This window comes from Massilia genomosp. 1, assembly GCF_011682185.1.
Lineage (GTDB): Bacteria > Pseudomonadota > Gammaproteobacteria > Burkholderiales > Burkholderiaceae_D > Telluria_A > Telluria_A rubra.
The window spans coordinates 1-252 of sequence record NZ_WHJF01000626.1; the positions used below are offsets into that span (position 1 = coordinate 1).

The following is a 252-nucleotide window of genomic DNA, read 5'->3' on the forward strand; positions in this document are numbered from 1 at the left end:
CCCGAAAAAGACAAGCTGATCGAGAAACTGCACGCACAGGTCAAAGAGGCCTTGGCCGGTAAATCGATCCGCAAGGACAGCCACAATTCCAGTGTGCCGCCGTCGGCCGATGGCTTGAAAAAGAAGAGTAACTGTTCAGCCGCTACGCGGCTGGCGCAATTGGATCGCCAGCAAATGCCCGGCGCAGTACGTCCAACATGCTGTGACCTTGTTTGCGTAGCGTGTCAAGGCAGGAGCGGATGGTGCAGAAAT

General features: G+C 56.0%; 1 protein-coding gene. It reads left to right on the plus strand.

Annotated features, from left to right (window positions below; translation table 11 throughout):
* Positions 1-252: DUF6444 domain-containing protein (locus F1735_RS36155; RefSeq protein WP_222853219.1), on the plus strand; the 252-nt coding region annotated here is incomplete at both ends.